We start from the raw sequence: 14,484 nt of genomic DNA on the forward strand, positions 1-14,484 counted from the left end.
AAGCCGAATGAAAAATGCATTTTTTTGTAGATTGACACTCCTATGCACGATTTCACTGCACTGGGGATCACCATTTTCATAATAACTAAAACGTGATTTCTATAGGTATTATTCAGATTAAGCAACTAGCCTGCCCATAAGGGATTTCCAAATAAAAAAATAATCAATCGCTTTGAGAAGCAGGGAAAGCACACAGAGAAGAAATCTGATATTCCTATTGGACGCAGGAATTGAGTAATTTAATTTTTTGATGTCCCTAAATAGTTCCAGGTAAAAACCCCGACTATTTCTCATTAAGTAGCAACACTTTCACAGTCGGGGAAGTATAACTTACAGTAGATTTCAACAAGCGTGAGGTACAGAAGAATCCCACCCGCGCTACGCACACCCTAAGCGCAAGCGCTTAGGGTTGGGGCAGAGTGTACTCCATTTATATGCAAAGCGCTGTATTACTTAACCAAGATATTAGATATTACTGACCATTCTGGTTATCAGGAATTTGGTTGTTAGGAATTTGGTTGTTAGGAATTTGGTTATCAGGAATTTGGTTATCAGGAATTTGGTTGTTAGGAATTGGCTGAGTTTGAAAAGAGGGCTGAATAATCGTGTTACCTGTTCTATTAACAGGTATAAAAGTAGGCAAGTAGCCACTGACGTAATTACTGGCATCAATACAGTTATTTAAAGCCTGAGTGGGGGCTAAATTGTCGATTTGTAATCGCAAACCCACCACACACTGAGCATAGCGCCGTGGTAATAAACTCAAACCACAGTTATTTAAAACTGTTCTGTTAAATAGCTGTTTGTCAAGAACTTGTTTGCTATCTTCAGTAGTTTTACTAATGCCAGCTACACATGCACCTACATCTTCAGGACGCCATGCTTGTACGCAGGTAGGTAGCGCATCCACTACTGCTATTTCTGTGTTCTGCTTAATGTCAGTTACACAAGAGGACAAATCTCTGGGACGCAAGGCCCTTGCACAACCGCGTGCTGCTGCTTCCGCAGTGATCCCCGCTTTGAGAAGTTGAGAAGCACAAGCCCTGTAATCACCCGTAGTTACAGCGATCGCATCTGTACCAGGTAAAAAATTCATTCCCAACCATCCCATCACAATTAATGCTGGTGCAGCTACCCCAGTACCCAAGATTTGTTTAGTTTTTAGCATACTCTTGTATAAATACTTACTGTTTTTCTTGAATGACATTTCCGTTCTACTCCAATCACGCAAAGTTATGCTATCTCATCTTCAAAGTTAGTTCTCACCTATTTTGGCAGGAAGGTTTGGATCAGGGATTGGGAATCACCGATCACCAATTTCGCCTAATTGCTTGTATAATATCCTGTGGAGTTAGCGAAAAATGTCTTGGCTGCTGGCATTTTGCGCTGCTGTAAAGGCTTGAAACTCAATCGGCATTGTCTACTATTGAGTAGCTTTGTTTAGATTTATATGAACGGTAACAGTTGAAATTAGGATTAGATTAGGAAGCTCATGTCCCGATACAGAGGACCACGATTAAGAATTACACGTCGCCTGGGTGAATTGCCAGGACTAACTCGTAAAAGCGCCAGACGCTCTTATCCCCCCGGTCAGCATGGTCAGAACCGCAAGAAGCGTTCTGAGTACGCTGTCCGTCTTGAAGAAAAGCAAAAACTCCGCTTCAACTACGGTTTGACAGAAAAGCAACTGCTGCGGTATGTACGGAAAGCCAGACGTGTGACTGGTTCTACCGGACAAGTGCTACTGCAATTGCTAGAAATGCGCTTGGATAATACAGTTTTCCGCTTGGGTATGGCTCCCACTATCCCCGCAGCACGCCAATTGGTAAACCACGGACATGTCACAATTAATGGTCGCGTGGTGAATATTCCTAGTTACCAGTGTCGTCCAGGAGAAGTCATTGCTGTTAGAAATAAAGAAGCATCCCGGAAGTTAGTAGAAGCTAACTTACAATATCCCGGTTTAGCCAATCTTCCCAGTCATCTTGAATTTGACAAAAACAAGATGGAAGGTAAAGTCAATAGTGTCATTGAACGTGAATGGATAGCACTCAGTATTAACGAACTACTCGTAGTTGAGTACTACTCACGTCAAGCGTAATCGTCATTAGTCATTAGTCATTTGCAAATGATTAATGACTAACCACCAATTTGTGACATGGTGCGAGTGTACGCATCTTTTGCACCTGAGTCACGCAACTGAAAATTGATTTCTGGCTTAATGGCTAACAATTCTGTTACCTGTTGCTGAAGTTCGGTGATGCTAACTCCAGTTCGTAAAGCCGTTTTTAAATCTATTTGTCCAGTTTCGTTTAATAAACACGGACGTAACCAACCATCAGCAGAAAGACGCATCCGGTTACAACGATCGCAAAAACATTCGGACATCTGACTGATAAAACCCAGTGTTCCCTTCGCCCCTGGAATTTGAAATACATCGGCTGGCCCGTTACCACGTACCTGCGCTTCTGTCAATCCCCAGCGTGTGCGGATGCTTTGCCGAATTTCTTCAGAAGCTATCCAACCGCGATCGCCAAATAATTCTGCATTACCAATTGGCATAAACTCAATAAAACGGACGTGCCATTGTTTGTCAATGGTCAATGCTGCGAGATCCAAAACTTCATGGTCGTTGACATCGGGGATAACCACTACGTTTAGTTTCAAGGGGTCAAATCCTATACTATAAGCAGCTTGAATTCCATTCCATACATCTTGCCAGCGAGAACGACCACGATTGCCAATAATTTGGTTAAAAACATCAGGCTCAAGAGAATCCAAGCTAATATTAATTCGCTGTAAACCTGCATGATAGAGACTTTGCGCCATTGGGGCGAGTAAAAAACCGTTGGTTGTCATTGAGAGGTCTTGTGTTTCTTCAAAAGAAGCGATCGCCCTCACCAACTCCACCACATGTGGACGTAATAAAGGTTCTCCCCCAGTCAAACGAAACCTGGTAAATCCTACGGGTATAAAAACTTCGTGAATGAGAGTGAGTAGTTCTTCATCAGTCAATAAATTTTGCTTGAGGATATAGTCTAATTCTGCACCCTCCGGCATACAGTATTGACAACGAAAATTGCAGCGATCAACTAAACTAATCCGGAGGTAATCTACCTGGTTCATGACTTTATAATTTTATTTTATGATTTTCATACCTAAGTATTTTTTGTCAATGCATAAATACATTTTAGCTTGAACCGTCAGAAGCCTCACACTGAAACGGTACTCAGGGAGCGTGTTGGGATGAATGGCGGGACAAAAACTCAACTACGGTTTGACTAGGATACTTTACGCTAACGCTAACGTGTTTCGATCTGGCATGATCATTTCATGAGTTTTTAATTTAACCCGGTTTCTCATAGAAACCGGGTTTGTGATCCCCACCCGCAATTTTGCAATTTACTTATGTCAGAAAATCTTACTCCTCCAATCACCAAACCTCACCGTCCGCATTTTTCCTCTGGTCCTTGTGCAAAACGCCCTGGCTGGTCTGTTTCTGTTTTGCAAGATGCTTATGTAGGTCGATCTCACCGTTCTGAGGGTGGGAAAGTAAAGTTAAAACAAGTAATTGAGCTATCCAAAAAGATTTTGGGTGTACCCGCAGACTATCGCCTAGGTATCGTACCAGCTTCTGATACTGGTGCAGTAGAAATGGCGCTGTGGTCACTCTTGGGAAAACTCCCCCTAGATATCTTGGCGTGGGAAAGCTTTGGTCAAGAATGGGTAAAAGATGTCGTCGATGAACTACAGTTAGACGATGCTCGTATCCTGAAAGCACCTTACGGGAGTTTACCGGATTTAGCACAAGTGGATTTTAGCCACGATGTAGTATTTTTGTGGAATGGAACTACTTCCGGTGTTCGTGTTCCAAATGGCGATTGGATTCGGTGCGATCGCACTGGTTTAACTATCTGCGATGCAACATCAGCTGTTTTCGCAATGGACATACCTTGGGATAAATTAGATGTAGTTACCTATTCTTGGCAAAAAGTCTTGGGTGGAGAAGCCCAACATGGCGTCATCGTCCTTTCACCCCGAGCTGTAGAACGCTTAGAAACCTACAAAGCGCCACGCCCACTACCAAAATTATTTCGCCTTGCCCAAAAAGGCAAGTTAATTGAAGGAATTTTTCAAGGAGATACTATCAACACCCCATCAATGCTGTGCGTAGAAGATGCATTGGATGGACTGAAATGGGCAGAAACTATTGGTGGACTTCCTGGTTTAATTAACCGCGCTCAAGCCAACCTTGCAGCTATGGCTAAATGGGTGGAACAAAGTAGCTGGGCAAATTTTTTAGCTGAAAAGCCCGAAACTCGCTCTTGTACATCAATTTGTCTCAAAATTGTCGATGCTTGGTTTACTGAGTTAAGTCCAGAACAACAGGGACAATGTGCGAAAAAATTGGCTAAAACCTTAGAAAAACAGCAAGTTGCTTACGATATCGCTTCCTATCGGGCTGCACCTCCTGGAATCAGAATTTGGGGTGGTGCTACAGTTGAAACAGCAGATATCGAAGCCCTACTACCTTGGTTGGATTGGGCATATGCAACTGTGAAAACAGAAATGAAAGAAGTAGTATAATTCGCAACTTCACAAACTTCTAGCTTGGGGATTGTTGGTTCACTGAGCCAACTTGTCTAAACTTGTTGCCAATTTATTTTAACGTGAGCTTCCAACGAATATAGTTCGTTAGAAGCTCACATTATTTTATGGTTATGTATTTTATCTAAGGAATTTCACCAGTGTCTTACTTAGTTTTATTGTATAAAATTAAATATAATTTTCACACAATACTTTATGATGCCATGACATGGAATATTACGACAACACCAACCTTTCTCAATGAGCTATTAAACTTACCTCGTCATGTAACTAGGAAACTACCAAGAAAAATAAGCGACATACAAGCTGATCCACATTCTGTAAGGTTAGATGCCATAAGACTTAAAAACAACCGAGAAGTATCACGTGTTCATGTCGGTGATGACTACCGACTATTCTATACCTTTGGAAATGGTTGGATTAAACTTTTAAGCATTTGCCATCGTCGAGATTGTTACAGAAGACGCATACCTGAACCAACTCTTCCTGACATCAAAACTGATGAAGATTCTCTCGAACCAAAAACTTTGAGTAATGATAATAAACTCATCACAGAAGGTAAATTGAGAGACTGGAATATTCCTGAAAGGTATTGGGAGAATTTGCTTATTATTAAAAATGAAGATGAATTACTTTCATTAGATATTCCATCTAATTACATATTTTTATTAATTGATAATTTAAGTCCACGTTCTTTAGATGAAATAGAATATCAAAATGAACTTTTAGTATCACCAGAAGATTTAGAGAGCTTTGTGGAAGGTAAGCTTGAAATAACTAAATTTTTACTTAAACTTAGTCAGGAACAGCAAAGGCTCAAAGATTTACAAACGAACAACGCAATTTTAGTTAAAGGTGCTGCTGGAACTGGTAAATCAACCCTAGCACTCTATCGAGTTAAGAAGTTAGTTGATAGTGGTGTTGAAAAAATTCTATTTACTACTTATACAGAATCATTAGCGAATTACTCTAAGTACTTACTTAAGGATTTATTGGGGAAATCACCAGAACAATGTGGAGTTGAGGTTAGTACTTTTGATTGGACAGCAATTAAATATTATAAGCAACAATATGGCAATCCTTTATTTCCTGAAGATAATGGTCTGATTTTTTTAGAATATGCTATTAAAAGTATCCCTGTATCTCAACAAATATTATTAAATAATTTAAAAATAGAATATCTATTAGAAGAAATTCAAATTATTATTGAAGCTCGTAATATTAATGATTTAAGTAGTTACTTACAGGAAAACAGATATGGCCGAAAATTACCATTGAAAAACAGACAGCGCGAAGCTATATGGGAAGTCTACAAGTTTTGGAAACAAATCATGCAAGACTCTGGTTATATTAGCAAAGGTCTGATGCGACAGAAAGCTTTAGAGATAGTTCAGCAGAAGCAAGAAAAACCATACAATGCTGTGATTATTGATGAAGCACAAGATTTATCACCTGTTGCTTTACGACTTCTAGCAGAAATTGTGGTTTCTCCTAGTGGACTTTACTTAACAGCAGACATTTCTCAATCTTTGTACCAACGTGGATTTAGTTGGAATTATATTCAGGATGCTATCAAATTTAAAGGAGAGGTTAAAATTTTAAGAAATAGTTATCGAAGTACTTCTCAAATTACTAAAGCATGTACTGAAATTTTTAATTATTTAGGTCTATTAGCAAGTGATGGGGAAACTTTATCTACGAAACCTATTGATTTGATAGGCGATAAACCAACGATATTATTAATAAATGATCCGATTCAACAAATAAAAAAAAATAAAGATTTTTTTATTACTTCATCTAAGACTTATAGGCTTCCAGTTTATGGAGGTGCTGTACTGACATCTGATCCAGAGATTGGAAAAATTATTGCACAACAACTTAATGTGCATGGTTTAAAAGCAGCCTTTATGGAAAAAGATGAAATTGATATCAGTAAACACTGCATTAAAATCATGACTATTAATTCATCGAAGGGATTCGAGTTCCCATTTGTTACTTTAGTAGGATTAGAAGAAGGAAAGTTACCTAATTTAACAAATATACCTTCTGAAGAAGAAGATGAAGCTCTCAAACAACAACTTAGGCTTTTTTACGTTGGTTGTTCACGAGCGATGCGTTCACTACTTGTATGTGCGTCTAAGACATCTCCCTCTCGGTTTATTTCCCAATTCAATAAGTCCTCTTATTGGAGTTTTGAGGAAGCTTAATGAATGAATCAGAAATCATTAGACTAGCTGACTTACTTAATATGAATAATCGTCAAATAAAGCAAGTTAGTAATAAACTAGGTAGGGGAGAAGCAATTCTTGATTGTACTGGATATAATGACGCTATACCTGATCATAAACTCAAGATATTGTTCTCTGGTATTCCAAGTGAATGGCAGCGTCCAAGTGAATTGTATAACTTTATAAACTTAGATACTCTTGAGAGTAACCTCTCTCACCAGATTAATCAATACATATTATCTTCTGATAATGAACAAATTAATAAACCACTTTTCTGGAGAATTTGTTTTTTCGTAATATCTCTTTCTATATTAATCCTGGGAGCAAAGTATGTTGAGTTTTTACGCAAACCAAAAGTTGGCTTTTCTTACATTAAAATTGGTAGCATGTGGAAGCCAGAAAATTATGCCTCTCTTGCAGATTATCTTCAAAATCAGTTAATACCTAATGATTTTATCAAATTTCTAAAAGGAGAGCGAGTAAAAGTTATTCATGAAGGAGATAAGACACTTAATTACCAAACTGCTAAAGAGCGAATTTTCAGAAAAGAGTGGGATATAGCATTTACCTTATCTCCTGTTTTATCTATAACAGCAAAAGATAGTGGTTACACTTTTGTAGCCAACATGTTTCCTGATCAACCAACCTATTATCGTTCTGCAATCTATGTCAGAGCAGATAGCCAAATTCAATCTCTTTCTGATTTGAAGCCAACAACAGTAATTGCTATGGGAGATTTCAACTCTGTCTCTAGTTTTTATGTTCCGGTTTATGATTTATATGGAAAATCATTGACGGTTAAAATGGGGTTTCGAGGACAAGAAATTCGAGAATTGATTGAAAAAGGAAAAGCTGATGTTGGAGTTGGTGCATACGGCGATACAATTCAAAATAATTCAAATATCAGGATAATTCACTTAAGTAAAGTGATTCCAGGTTCAGGCGTTTATTTATCTCCAAATTTACCAATACCTGATCGAGCTACGCTTAAAAAAGTTTTACTACATGCACCAAAAGAAGTTAATAAAAAAGCTAATTATGACTTGAATAAAGAAGTAAATTATCAATCTTTGATTGGCATTATACAGAAAACAGAGAAAGTTTTAGAGTGTGCTGACTTTACGAAGAATCCAGTTAACTTTTTCTGTCATTTTAATAAGTCTTTCTCTAAGCCAGTTCAACCTATTAATATAACGGCTAGCGTGAATGGCTTTAGCTATATTAATTCTAATATGATTAAATTAACTCTAGAAGATGAAAAATCAAAAATTTATACATTAGTAACTTTTGTAAATTTACTTAATCAAGCTTCAAATGGTATGAGTGTTATAAATCTTCAAAAAAAACAAATTCAAATTATTGGTGCAGTACCTAAAAGGCGTGCAGATGAAAGTTTTGAAGTGATTATTACCCGACCTAATCAAGTAAAAGTTTTAAATTAGATTACCTGATGCGGCGTGATGGGGAGCGATAATAAGCAACACTCAGAGTTCGCAGATTGTGTAATAATAAACCGATCGCATACACTACTACGTTCCCAACCGTGCAAGCAACTGATAATTATGATGACTTAGCTGCTGCTTTACAACAGCCAGCAGACCTGGATTTTGAGATACCTGATCCAGAAGACGAAGAAATCCCGGAGCAGGAATTTCAACAGCAGCTAGATATAGCTTGGCAAGTGTGCGATCGCTTTGATTTGCAAACAGAAATTTGGCGGGGGCGAATTTTAAGAGCAGTCCGAGATCGAGAGAAAAAGGGTGGAGACGGACGGGGTGCGGGATTTCTCAAATGGCTTAAGGAACGAGAAATCAGTAAAAGTCAGGCTTATGCTTGGATTCAGCTTGCTAATAGTGCTGATACACTTCTAGAAGAAGGCAAGCTAGATCCAAGTGCCATTAAGAATTTCAGCAAACGCGCCTTTGTCGAAACCGCCAAATCAGTGCCAGAAGTGCAAATCATGGTGAGTGAAGCAGCACAAAAAGGCGATCGCATTACTAGAAGAGAAGTACGTCAACTCACTGACGAATGGACAGCCATGTCGTCAGATTTGTTACCTGAACCAGTTAAGCAAAAAGCAGCAGAAAATGTCCTTCCTCCTCGTTATATTGCGCCTCTGGTAAAGGAAATGGAAAAACTGCCAGAATCGCATCAACAAAGCTTACAGAAGGAAATAGCCCAAAATCCTGACCTCGATACTCTCAAACAGGTAACTTCAGAAGCCCGTAGTCTGGCAAAATATCTCAAAGCCGCAGCTCAAGTCCAAGCGTTGAACGAACAAGAAGTTGACATCGAAACCGCACTCATAGAAGCACAAAGAGTCGGTTGTTTAAGCATAGCTGCGGATCTAGTCAATCAAGCATCCCAGCTAGAACAAACTATCGGCAAATTGTACATGACCTGGAAACGCATCGGCAATTTAGCAGACAGATTATACGTAGATACAGGTGCAAGTACACCAGAATTGCGATCGCTCCTAGATTGCTTAGAACCTCTGGGTAGTGAAGTGATGGAATTGCAACTCGATAGTGCAGGAGAACGTGCTATCCGCCTGCAAATTCAGGAAACGGCTTAGTTGGGACTATCCCCATTTTTCAATATACCGCGCTTGGGTTTAAACCCCTTGCGGAAACCTGAGTAGTTTTGTCCAGGTTTCCGCAAGGGGAATTTTTGAAACATTTGGGATGCTCCCTCAGTTCGTGACTCTATTACTTAACATCATCAATATCGGACTTTGCTTCACTATTTGTTATTTTTTTAACTGCTAAATCGTCTGTTTCTGGTCTAGTTTCATCGTTTAATTTATCAGAAACGATGATAAATTCAGTTTTTCGTTTAGGTTTACTATTCCATTGATCTAAAACATCTTTGACAAAAACTTCTTCCAACCAAATTTTAGCCACAACAGTTAATGGTAGAGCTAAAAATAAGCCTAAGAAGCCAAACAAATATGCAAAAAATAGTTGAGCAATTAAAGTAATAGCTGGAAGTAAAGAAACCTGATGCGCCATTACAATTGGCGTGATGAAATTACTTTCGGTTTGTTGAATAAAAAAGTAGAGTCCCAATACAGCCAGAGATTTCCAGGGAGTATCTAAAAGTGCGATCGCCATTGCTGGAATAACACTGAGTGTCGGGCCGAGATTGGGAATCAAGTTTAAAAATCCTGCTAAAACCCCTAAAGCAAGGGCGGCGGGAATACGCAAAATTGATAAGCCGATCACACTCATCAATCCCACCACAGACATAGCGATAAAAGCCCCTGTAACCCATCCCTCCAAAGAAATTTCGCATCTATCCAAAATTCCATCTACCCGTCGTCGATAAAAAGAAGGAAATAAACGGATGAATAGCTTGCGGTAAGCTTGGGGATCGGCTAAGAACATCCCTGTTAAAACAAGCACTAATAATATTTTGAGAACTACTTCCAAAGAACCAGAAACAACAGCAAAGGAAGTACCAACTGCACGGTTAATAAATGGCTGTGCTTGTTGACTCAAATTGTTGATATCAGGAATGTATGGAGTTAACTGGGTGGGAAGAATTGATCTGAGATTGGAAAACCAAATATTAAAGCGTTCTATACCTCTAGGAACCTGATAGGTAAGTTGTTGAAACTGAACGGCAAAAGGCGGGACAATTAGCCAGAAAAAACCGACTATAGCAGCTAGAAAAATTCCTACTGACAAGGCTACGGCGAATCCGCGTCTCATCCCGGAGCGTTGAAATCTCCGAGCGAGTCGATTCAAAGTAGTTGCTAGTACTATGGCAGCAAACATCAATAGAAGTACTTCTTTAAGTTGCCACAATATATACACAGACATGAGTATGGCAATTAAGCCGAGCCATTGACCTAGATTCACCGAGCCTCCTGGCAGTCGATAAACTGCTATTTTAGATCAGCTATTAATTACCAATTATTCAGTCAACAGGCAACTTTGATAACTGTTAACTATAAACTGGTAACTGTAGAAAGCAGCTAGATTAGCCGATTTTAGCTTAATCGAGCATTTGTTTCTGGGCTTGGAATCGCCATAGCAGAGCGATCGCCATAATCACTGTCGGTAATAAAACTATAATCAAGGCGTTGATTGACGTTGCAGGGATGAATAGAAAAGGGCCTGCATACTTAATCAATAACGAAATCACAGCAGAGAGTAAAAATACCTTTAACACAAATCCAAGTTGATTTTTCATAAAAAGTACGGCTATTCACATTCTTCTGGGGGGTAGGCACGATAACGAATTGTAACACCCAATTTTTACAATAAATATCAAGCAGAGTAAAAGCAAACTCTCTGCTTGCATACCTATAATGATCTATTTGCCAGTTCCACTACCACTATTTCTGCTGCTATTACTACTAGTTGCTTAAGACTCAAAGATATTATCGCTAAAAGTTCATGAGTATTAAGTTGGTCATTGGTCATTTGTAATTGGTGACAACAAATGACAAAAATGTTTCACTTGGAGAGTAATCAAAAATGCCTGTAGAAACTAATAATAAAAAACAAATTAAACCCCCAAGGATACGCCAGTTCGGTGGTAGCTTGCTGCTCCTTTTGACTTTGTTGTTTATCCTTAACTTGATTATTCCTAGCTTCCTTGGCCCCAGAATAGCGCAAGTCCCCTATAGTGATTTTGTTGCTCAGGTAGAAGCAGGTAAAGTAGATCGGGCGGTTGTGGGTAGCGATCGCATTGAATATTCGCTCAAAACTCAAAACCCTGATGATAAACAAACCGAACAAGTTTTCCAAACCACACCCATAGCAATTGATCTGGATTTACCCAAAATTCTTCGCGATCATAATGTGGAATTTGCTGCACCACCACCAAATCAAACTGGCTGGATTTCCACTATCCTCAGTTGGGTGATACCACCATTAATTTTCTTTGGAATTTGGGGGTTTTTACTCAATCGTAGTGGTGGTGGTGGCCCTGCGGCGCTGACAGTTGGTAAAAGTAAAGCTCGGATCTATTCTGAGGGAACAACAGGCGTTAAATTTATCGATGTTGCTGGTGTAGATGAAGCCAAAGTCGAACTCGAAGAAATCATAGACTTCCTGAAAAACGCTGATAAATACACCCGCTTGGGTGCAAAAATTCCCAAAGGTGTACTGTTGGTAGGGCCTCCAGGAACAGGTAAAACACTTTTAGCCAAAGCGATCGCTGGAGAAGCTAGTGTACCTTTCTTCAGTATTTCTGGTTCAGAATTTATCGAGTTGTTTGTGGGTGTAGGTGCAGCTCGTGTGCGTGACTTATTTGAACAAGCCAAACAACAAGCACCGTGTATTGTCTTTATTGATGAATTAGACGCTTTGGGTAAATCTCGTGGTGGTGCAGGCCCAATTATGGGTGGTAACGATGAACGGGAACAAACCCTCAACCAGTTACTCACCGAAATGGACGGCTTTGATGCTAACACTGGCGTCATTATCATCGCTGCTACCAACCGTCCAGAAATCCTTGATCCAGCTTTGCGCCGTCCCGGACGTTTTGACCGTCAAGTAGTTGTGGATCGTCCTGATAAAATTGGTCGGGAAGCAATTCTCAAAGTCCATGCCCGCAATGTTTTGTTGGCTGATGATGTAAACTTGGGGATTATTGCTGCTAAAACTCCTGGTTTTGCGGGAGCAGACTTAGCCAACTTGGTGAACGAAGCTGCACTGCTGGCTGCACGCCAAAATCGTCAAGCGGTAGTCATGGCTGATTTTAACGAAGCGATCGAGCGTCTTGTGGCTGGTTTAGAAAAACGCTCTCGTGTTCTCAATGAAACTGAGAAGAAAACAGTAGCCTATCACGAAGTTGGTCACGCCATTATTGGTGTTTTGATGCCCGGAACTGGTAAAGTTGAAAAAATCTCCGTTGTCCCTAGAGGCGTAGGTGCTTTGGGCTACACAATTCAGATGCCAGAAGAAGACCGCTTTTTGATGATTGAAGATGAAATTCGTGGTCGGATTGCTATCCTGCTGGGTGGACGTTCCGCAGAAGAAACAGTGTTTGGTAAAGTCTCTACGGGTGCTAGTGATGACATTCAAAAAGCTACTGATTTGGCAGAACGTTATGTTACTCTCTACGGAATGAGCGATAAACTCGGCCCTGTAGCATTTGATAAGATTCAACAACAATTTATTGAAGGTTACGGTAATCCTCGTCGTTCCATCAGTCCGAAAGTGGCTGAAGAAATTGATCGCGAGGTGAAGCAAATAGTAGACAATGCTCACCACATTGCCTTGACCATTTTGCACGAAAACCGTGATTTGTTAGAGCAAACTGCTCAGGAATTGTTGCAAAAAGAAATTCTCGAAGGTGCAGATCTGCGGGAGAAACTCAACCAAGCCAAAGCACCAGTAGAGTTAGAAGAATGGTTGCGAACAGGTAAAGTATCAGAAGATAAACCCTTGATGCAAACATTGCTGGTGTGAGAATTTTAGATGAAATCTAAGCTTGAACAGCGATCGCCCTTCAAAAGAGCGATCGCTATTTATTTTCTAAACAAAATCGCATTAAAATTAGGCATTCATTAATTAATAAAATACCCATATTTCATTTTGTTTCCAAGGATTCACAAAAATTCCAAATATAATTACAACTTAAGAAAGATGCTTTTTTCTCTAAAATTTAGTTAGCTGTTTATAACTTTATTAAAAAAAATTAGCACATTCTTAAAATAAAAATAATGTAAAATTGGTTACTTTTTACATTTTAAAAAATAGTCATTTTGTCAATCAAAAATCCAAAATCGAATCACTGCGCCCTTGAATTTGATTAAATGAATGCTTTGTTAAACGCTACTACACAATTTGAAAAAATTGCCACAATAGTTACAGAACGTATAGCACAGTTATTGTGTGCCGAAGTTTTTGTCATAGACCAAGATGCTTATGTGATCGCTAGTAGCAACTCCAAGTTAATTAATTACTTTTTCAACGACATCTATAAAGAAAAAGCTTCTAACTACTTGCGAGTGCCATTAACATTTAATACACAAGTTGGTGAAGTCATTGTTTGCAAACCACGTAACGGCGAAGTAATTTCTTTTCGTTTAGTCCAAGAACTTGTAGAACTAGTAATTAGTAAAACTACAGTAAGCGATCGCAACCAAGCATATTGTTTAGATAGATTAGGAATTACTGCTTTTGTCGGGATTGGAGATGAGCGCACAAAAATCGAATTAGCTGCTTATTTGCTCAGTCCTCTCAACCACGAACCGGAATTGTTGACTACCCTTGATGCTTTCTTCGCCGAAGACTGCTGTCCCTCTTCGACAGCTCATCGGCTTTCTATTCACAGAAATACTTTGAGTTATCGATTAGATAAGGTTAGGCTGTTAACCGGGCTTAATCCCCGTCACTTCGATGATGCAGTACAAATTCGTTTGGCTTTGCTGCTGCGGAAACTGAGTATTTCATCAGGAAATTCTTAAGAAATACGGGTGTAGGGGTGTATTGGGTTTCAAACGAGAATTTTCCGGTTTCAAACGAGAACTTTCCAGTTTCAAACGAGAACTTTCCAGTTTCAAACGAGAACTTTCCAGTTTCAAACAAGAACTTTCCAGTTTCAAACGAGAACTTTCCGGTTTCAAACGAGAACTTTCCGGTTTCAAACGAGAACTTTCCAGTTTCAAACGAGAACTTTCCAGTTTCAA

12 protein-coding genes are annotated in these 14,484 nt (G+C 39.3%); 8 read left to right on the plus strand and 4 right to left on the minus strand.

Annotated elements, in window-relative coordinates:
• Window positions 1-472: 472 nt before the first annotated feature.
• Window positions 473-1,168, minus strand: a complete 696-nt coding sequence (locus tag AC5JMK_RS22800; RefSeq protein ID WP_495911097.1) for a hypothetical protein — start codon at window positions 1,166-1,168, stop codon at window positions 473-475.
• Between the two features lie 324 nt (window positions 1,169-1,492).
• Here AC5JMK_RS22800 and rpsD point away from each other — a divergent pair, with 324 nt between their 5' ends.
• Window positions 1,493-2,101: a 30S ribosomal protein S4 gene (gene rpsD / locus AC5JMK_RS22805; protein ID WP_096674750.1), complete on the plus strand. Its 609-nt coding sequence runs from the start codon at window positions 1,493-1,495 to the stop codon at window positions 2,099-2,101.
• Between the two features lie 38 nt (window positions 2,102-2,139).
• Here rpsD and moaA read toward each other — a convergent pair whose 3' ends face one another.
• Window positions 2,140-3,126 carry a GTP 3',8-cyclase MoaA gene (gene moaA, locus AC5JMK_RS22810; RefSeq protein ID WP_495911098.1) on the minus strand — a complete coding sequence of 329 codons (987 nt, stop codon included), beginning with the start codon at window positions 3,124-3,126 and terminating at the stop codon, window positions 2,140-2,142.
• Between the two features lie 282 nt (window positions 3,127-3,408).
• On the opposite strand from moaA, the gene AC5JMK_RS22815 reads away from it, so the two are divergent.
• The 4 genes from AC5JMK_RS22815 to AC5JMK_RS22830 all read left to right on the plus strand — a co-directional run bounded on the left by AC5JMK_RS22815 (window position 3,409) and on the right by AC5JMK_RS22830 (window position 9,411).
• Window positions 3,409-4,587, plus strand: coding sequence for a phosphoserine transaminase (locus AC5JMK_RS22815; RefSeq protein WP_096674746.1), 1,179 nt, complete (start codon window positions 3,409-3,411; stop codon window positions 4,585-4,587).
• A 161-nt stretch (window positions 4,588-4,748) separates the two neighbouring features.
• Entirely contained in the window at window positions 4,749-6,815 is a 2,067-nt protein-coding gene (locus tag AC5JMK_RS22820; protein WP_495911099.1) for a 3'-5' exonuclease, read from the plus strand.
• On the plus strand, window positions 6,815-8,278 hold the full coding sequence (locus AC5JMK_RS22825) for a phosphate/phosphite/phosphonate ABC transporter substrate-binding protein (RefSeq protein ID WP_495911100.1): 1,464 nt from the start codon (window positions 6,815-6,817) through the stop codon (window positions 8,276-8,278). The genes AC5JMK_RS22820 and AC5JMK_RS22825 overlap by 1 nt, the downstream gene beginning before the upstream one ends.
• 101 nt (window positions 8,279-8,379) lie before the next feature.
• Window positions 8,380-9,411, plus strand: a complete 1,032-nt coding sequence (locus tag AC5JMK_RS22830; RefSeq protein WP_096674741.1) for a hypothetical protein — start codon at window positions 8,380-8,382, stop codon at window positions 9,409-9,411.
• 133 nt (window positions 9,412-9,544) lie between these two features.
• On the opposite strand, the gene AC5JMK_RS22835 is transcribed toward AC5JMK_RS22830, so the two are convergent.
• Both AC5JMK_RS22835 and AC5JMK_RS22840 read right to left on the minus strand, forming a co-directional pair.
• Window positions 9,545-10,699 (minus strand): AI-2E family transporter, encoded by a 1,155-nt coding sequence (locus tag AC5JMK_RS22835; RefSeq protein WP_096674739.1) that lies wholly within the window; start codon window positions 10,697-10,699, stop codon window positions 9,545-9,547.
• A 136-nt stretch (window positions 10,700-10,835) separates the two neighbouring features.
• Window positions 10,836-11,033 carry a hypothetical protein gene (locus AC5JMK_RS22840; protein WP_096674737.1) on the minus strand — a complete coding sequence of 66 codons (198 nt, stop codon included), beginning with the start codon at window positions 11,031-11,033 and terminating at the stop codon, window positions 10,836-10,838.
• Between the two features lie 287 nt (window positions 11,034-11,320).
• On the opposite strand from AC5JMK_RS22840, the gene ftsH reads away from it, so the two are divergent.
• The 3 genes from ftsH to AC5JMK_RS22855 all read left to right on the plus strand — a co-directional run.
• Window positions 11,321-13,261 (plus strand): ATP-dependent zinc metalloprotease FtsH, encoded by a 1,941-nt coding sequence (gene ftsH, locus AC5JMK_RS22845; RefSeq protein ID WP_495911101.1) that lies wholly within the window; start codon window positions 11,321-11,323, stop codon window positions 13,259-13,261.
• A gap of 347 nt (window positions 13,262-13,608) precedes the next feature.
• Window positions 13,609-14,262, plus strand: coding sequence for a PucR family transcriptional regulator (locus AC5JMK_RS22850; protein WP_495911102.1), 654 nt, complete (start codon window positions 13,609-13,611; stop codon window positions 14,260-14,262).
• Between the two features lie 22 nt (window positions 14,263-14,284).
• The coding region (locus tag AC5JMK_RS22855; protein WP_495911103.1) for a hypothetical protein at window positions 14,285-14,484 on the plus strand (200 nt) is incomplete at its 3' end.

Source organism: Pelatocladus sp. (genome assembly GCF_059505505.1).

Coding starts and splice junctions, on each gene's coding strand:
- moaA (WP_495911098.1), bottom strand. CDS start 3,126: ATGAACCAGGTAGATTACCTCCGGATTAGTTTAGTTGATCGCTGCAAT.
- AC5JMK_RS22840 (WP_096674737.1), bottom strand. CDS start 11,033: ATGAAAAATCAACTTGGATTTGTGTTAAAGGTATTTTTACTCTCTGCT.
- rpsD (WP_096674750.1), top strand. CDS start 1,493: ATGTCCCGATACAGAGGACCACGATTAAGAATTACACGTCGCCTGGGT.
- ftsH (WP_495911101.1), top strand. CDS start 11,321: ATGCCTGTAGAAACTAATAATAAAAAACAAATTAAACCCCCAAGGATA.
- AC5JMK_RS22815 (WP_096674746.1), top strand. CDS start 3,409: ATGTCAGAAAATCTTACTCCTCCAATCACCAAACCTCACCGTCCGCAT.
- AC5JMK_RS22825 (WP_495911100.1), top strand. CDS start 6,815: ATGAATGAATCAGAAATCATTAGACTAGCTGACTTACTTAATATGAAT.
- AC5JMK_RS22800 (WP_495911097.1), bottom strand. CDS start 1,168: ATGCTAAAAACTAAACAAATCTTGGGTACTGGGGTAGCTGCACCAGCA.
- AC5JMK_RS22850 (WP_495911102.1), top strand. CDS start 13,609: ATGAATGCTTTGTTAAACGCTACTACACAATTTGAAAAAATTGCCACA.